This window comes from uncultured Gimesia sp., assembly GCF_963972345.1.
GTDB lineage: Bacteria > Planctomycetota > Planctomycetia > Planctomycetales > Planctomycetaceae > Gimesia.
Window position 1 is genome coordinate 47,354 of record NZ_CAXAVM010000018.1, and the last position, 7,568, is coordinate 54,921.

The window sequence follows — 7,568 nt, forward strand, 5'->3', positions numbered from 1 at the left end:
AGCAGAGCCACAGAAACTTCGTCCTGGTCCCGGCGAAGTTTCTGCGTCAATCTGTTAAAAGCAGAATTAAAATTCGCCGATGACCTGGCCATCAGATCGCATGGAAAGCTGGCGCAGTGTATCCATATCGATGTTTTCGGAGATGAACCGGACGGCGCCGTCAGTCAGCAGGGCATGAATACCGCCCACATGGAATGAGTTCAGAACGGTATTAACTTCGTATTCGGAACTCGCGCTGGAAGGTGCCCCGGAAAGCCAGTAAGCATTGGGAGGATGGCGAACGGTGGTCATGCCTCCCAGGTAGCCGTTCACACTTCCCAGCGATGACAGCGTTGTGCCGGCGTCCATTTGCTCACCCGAATTATTCACCCAGCCATGCCAGCCACCCAGCGGGTTGGCGCTGTTTTCCACACCACCCACATTGCCCGACTGCTCGGCCACAATGATCGTATTGCTGGAACCGTCTGTACAATCCCGCATCCGTCGTGCGAAGTACACGGTCAGCATCCCGTTGTTACAGTAAGTTCCCCCACTGACAATGTTCGACGCCGTGCAGTCAGCAGTACTGCCACCGGAAGTCGCGCTGGGAACCGCACCGGTAATACCGACATAGTCGTGGATCATGCTGTCGTTGGAGAGCGGGACATCCGCGTTCACAAATCCATGGGGACTGGAGGGACAGACATAACCGGGAACCCGCAAGGTTCTGAAGATGGGCTGCAGACTCGAGTGAGCCCAGAAACTGGCATTGAAACTGACCTGGTTATACGCGGGTGCCTGATCAAAATAAGGGAGCAGACCCACGCGCCAGTTGGGACCACGACTGTTTTTCAATCCGCCAATCGGGAAGGTCGTGAAGGCGTCCAGGTAATTGTGCATCGCCAGGCCAATCTGCTTGAGATTGTTTTTGCACTGAGAGCGGCGGGCCGCTTCGCGTGCCTGCTGGACAGCCGGCAACAGTAAAGCAATCAAAATCGCGATAATCGCAATCACCACCAGTAATTCAATCAGCGTGAATCCACGCCGAGATGTGCCTGAAACTTTCATAAGTATCTCTCGCAAATAAAAAAAGAAACAAAAACGCGTCCATCAGAGCGCGGAGGGAGTTTCGATTTCCCCCCTGCTTCTACGAATAGAAAACAGGTCGGACAGAAATTGAACGGCGGCCGATCAAATCAATTTTTTGCAGGATAATTTCAGAGGTATCAGTTTTTGGCAGGACTGGAGGCAGGACTCACAATCAGCAATCAGGGACCCATATTAGCAGTGGCTGGGGGGACTCTCAATATATTTAAGATAGTTTATTTAATAGCGAATAAAAAAAACTCTGCAGGCAGGCTACAATTGACGACCACGTGTAATTCGTTTCACACAAACAACTTAGTACACCATCGACTCAGCTGGAATGAAAATGAGGATACGATGCCACACTGTCGCGTTGCACTCTGGGAGAAGAATCTGCAAACTGAGCCAGACAGCAATCTTCCCTACCTGACACGAAGTGCGTTCCCTCAGAGAAGGACCAGTGCGGATGACCGTGGATGATACGATTCCGATGCGATTAAGAAGGGCTTACCTGACCATGCATCGCGTGGCACAGGCCCACTTTGCTGAATTTGGCATAACCGTCGACCAGTACGTACTGATGTCTGTGCTGGCCGAGGCGGAAGGCATCATTCAGACCCAACTCAGCGAACGTATGTCATCCGATGCCAATACCGTCGGTGCCATGCTGAAGCTGCTGGAACAGAAGAACGTGATCCGCCGCCAGCCCAGTGATCGCGATCGGCGGGCGCAGCGGGTCTACTTAACCGCCAGTGGAAAACGGCTGCATAAAAAACTGGTCCGGCATTCCAGCCAGATTCACCAGACACTGGAAGCAGCCCTGACGCCCCGCAAAAGACAGACCCTGCTGAACGGCCTGGACGAAATCACCCGGGCTCTGCAATAGCGCCATGAATCTCACCTCGTTCGCAATCGATTGTATAAAGTGGCAGAAATCGCGAAACTTTCCCTGGCCAGCCGGGTTCCATTCGACATAGTACGTATGCGTGATATAACACCAGCCCGCCCACTACCGGAGACCCGCATGACCCCGCTTGCATTCCGAACCGTTATCGCCTGCCTGACATTCACTGTCTGCCTGGGAGAATTGAGCTTTGCACAACCGCCCCGCCCGAACAGCCCGCCTCAGTTCAGAGGGAACCTGATTGAACACCGCGACGTGGAATATGCGAACGTGGATGGTTCGTCCCAGCTGCTGGATCTGTATCTGCCTCGCAATGTGAAAAATCCGCCGCTGGTCGTCTGGATTCATGGCGGCGGCTGGCGGGGCGGCAATAAAGGTCGAGGCGGCAAATTTGTGCCCCTGCTGACCGACGCCGGCTACGCCTGTGCCAGCATCAATTATCGACTCAGCGGCGAAGCGAAGTTCCCGGCCCAGATCAACGACTGCAAAGCCGCCATCCGCTGGTTGCGGGCACATGCAAAAAAATATGGATACAATGCTGCCCGCATCGGCGTCGGCGGCTCTTCCGCGGGCGGACACCTGGCCGCGTTACTGGGCACCAGCGGCGGGATCAAAGACCTGGAAGGCAGCGTGGGCAAACACCTCGACCAGTCCAGCAGCGTGCAGGCGGTCTGCGATCTGTGGGGGCCGACCGACTTTCTGCAGATGGACAAACACGCGATTCCCGGTTCGCGACTCAAACACAATGACCCCCGCTCTCCCGAATCGCTGTTGATCGGCGGCCCGATCCTGGAACACAAAGACCGCGTCGCGCGGGCCAACCCGATCACTTACATTGACCAACAGGATCCCCCCTTCCTGATCATTCACGGTTCTAAAGATCCCGCGGTCCCCGTGCATCAGAGCATCATCCTGGAAAAGGCGCTCAAGAAAAACAAGGTACCCGCGAAGCTGCACATCGTCGAAAACGCCGGTCATGGCGGCCCGGAATTCAACGCCCCCAAAGTCAACAAAATGATTGTTGAGTTTTTCGATCAGAACCTGAAAAAACAAACATCCGGGAAATAAAATCCTGATCGACAGTCTGTTCACGACAGAAAACCGAGAACAATTTTCTCCGGGGCTTTACACTCGATTCCGGTTTCCTGAGAATATACTTTGTTCTCAGAAGACTGCATTTTCGATACCCAGGGAATCGAGCCAACACCGATGCAGCTGAGTTTATCGTGAGCGTTCTTTTTGAATCCAGGATTAATATGACTTTATTTCGTCCCCCCTCCGTACAAAAAACGATTTGCCCGTTCGTCGTCACTGCTGTTTTTCTGCTACCACTGCTGGTTGGCTGCTCCCCCACGCCGGAAGATCAGCCAGACACAGCCGAGGTGATCGGCATGGTAATTCTGGACGGCGAACCTGTCCCGGGGGCGGTTGTCACCTTCGCTCCTGAAACCGGCCGTCCGTCGACGGGCATCACTGATAATGCAGGTCGCTTCGAACTGACTTACAACAAAGACACGAAAGGCGCAAAGATCGGCAAACATACCGTACGCATCTCAACACAACGGTATATCGAAAACGCCGATGGCTCCACGACCGAGCAACAGGAAACAATCCCCGAGAAATATAATGCCAGTTCCACGCTGACCATTGAAGTCAAACCGGGAAAAAACGATTTCCCGATTAAACTGGATAAAGAATAAACCGCCGAACCGGTCTTTGTTCTCACCCCGGAATTTGCTTTCACTCATTGATAGAGATCCAACAGATCCATTAAAAAAGCTCCCTGCCGATCAACAGCAGGGAGCTTTTTTATTAGACTTTCAGTCAGCACTGTCAGGTTGATCTGGTCCTGTTTTACCACTCACCAATCACCTGGCCATCATTGATTACTGCCAGTTTGAAGTAATTGCTCATCGCGGCAGTAGGAGGATTGGGGTTATTGGAAGCGTCCATGTTTTCGCTGGCGAAGCGAACGGCTCCATCCGCCATCAAAACATGCACTCCCCCCTCATGCAGACTGCTGGGGCCAAATTGATAACCGATACCATTTATCATGGACCAGCCCGTTCGTGCCTGCACTAAACCGAAGCGAATGTTCTCGAATTTATTAGGTGTGGATGCACAGGGAGTCACTCCGGCCCAGATCGAACCAATATGATTCGTGCCAGCGCTGTCATTCACGGTCGTTCTTTCCGTGAAAGCAAACGTATTGGAAACACCATCGGTAATATCCCGGATCCGGGTTGCACTATTCATATAAAAGATTCCGTTCGGCTTCGCGGTTGAATTACAACGATAGTCGCCGTTGCCGTTGAATCCGAGGTAATTGGAAAGTCCAATGGCCACACCACTTACTCTGTTATCCGCGTTCTGACTCGGATTCGGATCGGCGCTGGAGGGGCAGAGGTACGCGGGCAGCACGGTCCGAACATCGGCGAGCACAGTCGTATTGGTCAGATCCATGGGACCATTGGGGCTCAATTTATTATAGAGCGGCGCCTGATCCAGGAAGGGAAGTATAAACGTATTGCACAGCCAGCTGTTTTCATTGATAAAGCCGGGAGGGAAAACGCGGTGTGTTTCGTGGTAGTTGTGCAGTGCCAGACCAATCTGCTTCAGATTGTTTTTGCACTGGCTGCGGCGAGCCGCTTCGCGTGCCTGCTGGACGGCGGGCAGCAGGAGGGCGATCAGAATAGCGATGATCGCAATTACGACCAGCAGTTCGATCAGGGTGAAACCTCGTTTGCGGACGGAGAGTGCAGATAGACTCATATCACGGTTCCATTTAAGTGGAGTAATACGGATGGGAAAAATTACGAAAACATGGAAGGCAGGAAAATCAGGTGGGACTCTCAGCAACCTCATATCCAATATATCGTATATGTAATCGCGGCGAAAAGCAAGTTGGCTTTGTATGACCTGTATTCAGAAAGACACGTAACAATATCTTAAGAATCCTGCAAAAGTCGCGGTAGATTTGAGGCAGTGGGCCCCCTAAAAATGGTTGACTCGGCACCCGCTGTGACTGACTGCGAACAGTTTCAGCCAGTGATCCTGTCGATTTCCCATTGCGTATTCTGCTTCCCAGGTCACAATCGATCTGGTAGCTGAGATTTAATCCTGTCATACTGACTGCAGACGATTAAGACTGTACTCTCAGTTCAATTCATTTCGTCATTTCTCCATAGGATTTCAGAATGACGTCTGCTCCGGAACCTGACAGTGCCCGCAATGCGACTTCCAGTCGACGGAATTTTCTCACCGCCACTGCCGGCATTGCCGCTGGTCTGTTGCCCGCAACGCTTTCTGCAGAGGAACCTGCTATGCCCTCAGTCTCCACACGTCCGAAATGTCTGTTCTTTGATGTCAACGAAACACTGCTCGATCTGGACGCGATGAAACAGAGTGTCGCGGCAGCGTTGGGAGGTCGCCCCGATTTGTTGCCGCTATGGTTCACGACGATGCTGCAGCATTCCCTGGTGGCAACCGTCGGCGATCACTACGAGGATTTCGGCGTGATCGGCGCTGCCACGCTGCAGATGGTGGCCCGCAATCAGGGCATGGATTTATCGGATGACGCTGCAAAGCAGGCGCTCGCACCGATCCGCTCCCTGCCGGCCCACCCCGATGTGAGGCCGGCCCTCGAACAGTTAAAAGAAGCGGGTTACCGCATGGTGACGCTGACCAATTCGTCGCAGGCAGGCGTCGATGCGCAAATGAAAAACGCCGGTCTGACGGATCTGTTCGAAGACCGTTTGAGCGTGGAAGACGTGCAGATGTTCAAACCGCACAGCCACGTTTACAAATGGGCGTCGCGCAAAATGAACGTGCCTCCGGAAGACTGCATGCTGATCGCCGCCCACGGCTGGGACATCGCCGGCGCCCTCTGGGCCGGCTGGCGCGGCGCCTTCGTCGCCCGCCCCGGTGCCCAACTTTATCCCCTCGCCAGACAACCCGAAATCAACCAGCCCGACCTGCAACAGGTGGCAGCACAGCTGCTGCAACTGGGCGGGGAATGTTGTTCGTAAGCCAGAAATCTCAAAAGCAGAATCAATTTGTGTGGTTTCGTGCTTTTCGTGGTAGAAAAATCATGTTGGAATGTTTTAACTGACTCCATTCATCGCGTTTTCTCGTTCGACTTTCGCCAGGCGGGCGGACACATGGGTCCGCACCCTACTTTGATGGGGTCGGGATTGTTTTCCTGAGCTGAATGCTTGCCCTGACGGTTTCCTGTTGTCTGCGACAACCCCGAATTGCATCCGGGGCTACCCGGTACGAAGCCACGGCTCAGTATGGTTGAAACTGAATCCGTCGCGACTTGACCGCGAACGGTTTCGGCCAGATTTTGCATTTCACTTCGCCGGTAAAAGTACGGGCCAGGAAGGACGTCATGCCCATTTCGAAGAGTTGAGAACGACTGTCACGACCGGAACAGACTACGACAGGCCACTTGTTGCGGGCACCCCGGGTTAACCAGAAAAGGCTGTTGCCGTTGTCATCATTGCCCCAAGGTAATAAGCCTGGGTTTTCAGGGTAGCACTCGTAAGGAAATTTATCAGATCGCATTTGGTGGATTTCGCAGACACTGATTACGCATTTTTGCAAAGCCAGGTATTCGTCTTTGGAAAAGGGATTGTAGATACGCACAAAACTCCCCAGTAGACCACTGCCGAACTTTGTGACGTAGCGTTTGTAATCATCGGGCAGTTGCAGGCCGAGTTTCTTTTCGATGGCGGCCCAGTTGGGTTTGGCGGGAACCTCTTTAGGTTTGTCCGGGGGTGTGACAATTTTTAACAGTTCGCCGAGTGCCATGTGGGGGTTCCTCTGCTCTTCTGACTTGATACGGATGGTGACATTTGAAGATTGTAATCAGGCCCCAATCAGAGCGGCAAGTCACTTTGTTCTTTTCGCGGCGGGCCACTAAGCAGGGTGGCCCCTGCAGTCGGTTCTGGTGAGGGCAGTCGATCAGACTTCGTCTCATTTCTCTGAAACCTCCTGTTGCCTGCGGCAATCTCGGATTGCATCCGAGACCACCCGGAGAACCGTTGCCTGTCACAGGTTTTTTGTGTTTTTCGTGGTAGAAAAAACATGTTGGAATGCTTTAACTGATTCCATTCATTGCGTTTTCTCGTTCGAATCTCGCCAGGCGGGCGGACACATGGGTCCGCCCCTACTTTACTGGGGCCTGCAACGTTTCCCTGGTCTGAATGCTTGCCCTGACAGTTTCCTGTTGTCTGCGACAACCCCGAATTGCATTCGGGGCTAGCCGCTTTGGAAGGTTTCTCCAGGTTTGTACCAGCACCATGCCACCCGGTAACCTCCTCAGTTATTGGAATATACCCAACAGTATTCGACGTCCGTGTGCCGCGGACCGGTTTGTCCGGCCGTGTCGAATGGGTGTGGAAACTTTGGTTCCGGATTGTACGCGGTAACTGTGACCTCCTGCTCGCTGCGCTCGGCCCGGATTGCATCCGGGCTTACCCTTTTTCTTTCGTGGTAGAAAAACCATGTTGGAATGTTTTAACTGATTCCATTCATTGTGTTTTCTAAATCGATACTCGCCAGGCGGGCGGACACATGGGTCCGCCCCTACTTTACT

7 protein-coding genes are annotated in these 7,568 nt (G+C 53.1%); 4 read left to right on the forward strand and 3 right to left on the reverse strand.

Annotated elements, in window-relative coordinates; all coding sequences use genetic code 11:
• Positions 1–66 precede the first annotated feature (66 nt).
• A complete protein-coding gene (locus AACZ40_RS05065; RefSeq protein ID WP_291177668.1) occupies positions 67–1,047 on the reverse strand; it encodes a DUF1559 domain-containing protein in 981 nt (326 codons plus the stop codon).
• A gap of 484 nt (positions 1,048–1,531) precedes the next feature.
• On the opposite strand from AACZ40_RS05065, the gene AACZ40_RS05070 reads away from it, so the two are divergent.
• The 3 genes from AACZ40_RS05070 to AACZ40_RS05080 all read left to right on the forward strand — a co-directional run bounded on the left by AACZ40_RS05070 (position 1,532) and on the right by AACZ40_RS05080 (position 3,669).
• On the forward strand, positions 1,532–1,951 hold the full coding sequence (locus AACZ40_RS05070) for a MarR family transcriptional regulator (RefSeq protein WP_291177666.1): 420 nt from the start codon (positions 1,532–1,534) through the stop codon (positions 1,949–1,951).
• A 138-nt stretch (positions 1,952–2,089) separates the two neighbouring features.
• Positions 2,090–3,037 carry an alpha/beta hydrolase gene (locus AACZ40_RS05075; RefSeq protein WP_291177663.1) on the forward strand — a complete coding sequence of 316 codons (948 nt, stop codon included), beginning with the start codon at positions 2,090–2,092 and terminating at the stop codon, positions 3,035–3,037.
• A gap of 188 nt (positions 3,038–3,225) precedes the next feature.
• On the forward strand, positions 3,226–3,669 hold the full coding sequence (locus tag AACZ40_RS05080) for a carboxypeptidase-like regulatory domain-containing protein (protein WP_291177660.1): 444 nt from the start codon (positions 3,226–3,228) through the stop codon (positions 3,667–3,669).
• A gap of 154 nt (positions 3,670–3,823) precedes the next feature.
• On the opposite strand, the gene AACZ40_RS05085 is transcribed toward AACZ40_RS05080, so the two are convergent.
• Complete coding sequence (locus tag AACZ40_RS05085; RefSeq protein ID WP_291177657.1) at positions 3,824–4,741, reverse strand: DUF1559 domain-containing protein; 918 nt, start codon at positions 4,739–4,741, stop codon at positions 3,824–3,826.
• A gap of 425 nt (positions 4,742–5,166) precedes the next feature.
• Between AACZ40_RS05085 and AACZ40_RS05090 the strand changes: the two genes are divergently transcribed.
• Complete coding sequence (locus tag AACZ40_RS05090) at positions 5,167–5,997, forward strand: haloacid dehalogenase type II (RefSeq protein ID WP_291177654.1); 831 nt, start codon at positions 5,167–5,169, stop codon at positions 5,995–5,997.
• Between the two features lie 259 nt (positions 5,998–6,256).
• On the opposite strand, the gene AACZ40_RS05095 is transcribed toward AACZ40_RS05090, so the two are convergent.
• Positions 6,257–6,781, reverse strand: coding sequence for an SMI1/KNR4 family protein (locus AACZ40_RS05095; protein WP_291177651.1), 525 nt, complete (start codon positions 6,779–6,781; stop codon positions 6,257–6,259).
• Between the last annotated feature and the right edge of the window lie 787 nt (positions 6,782–7,568).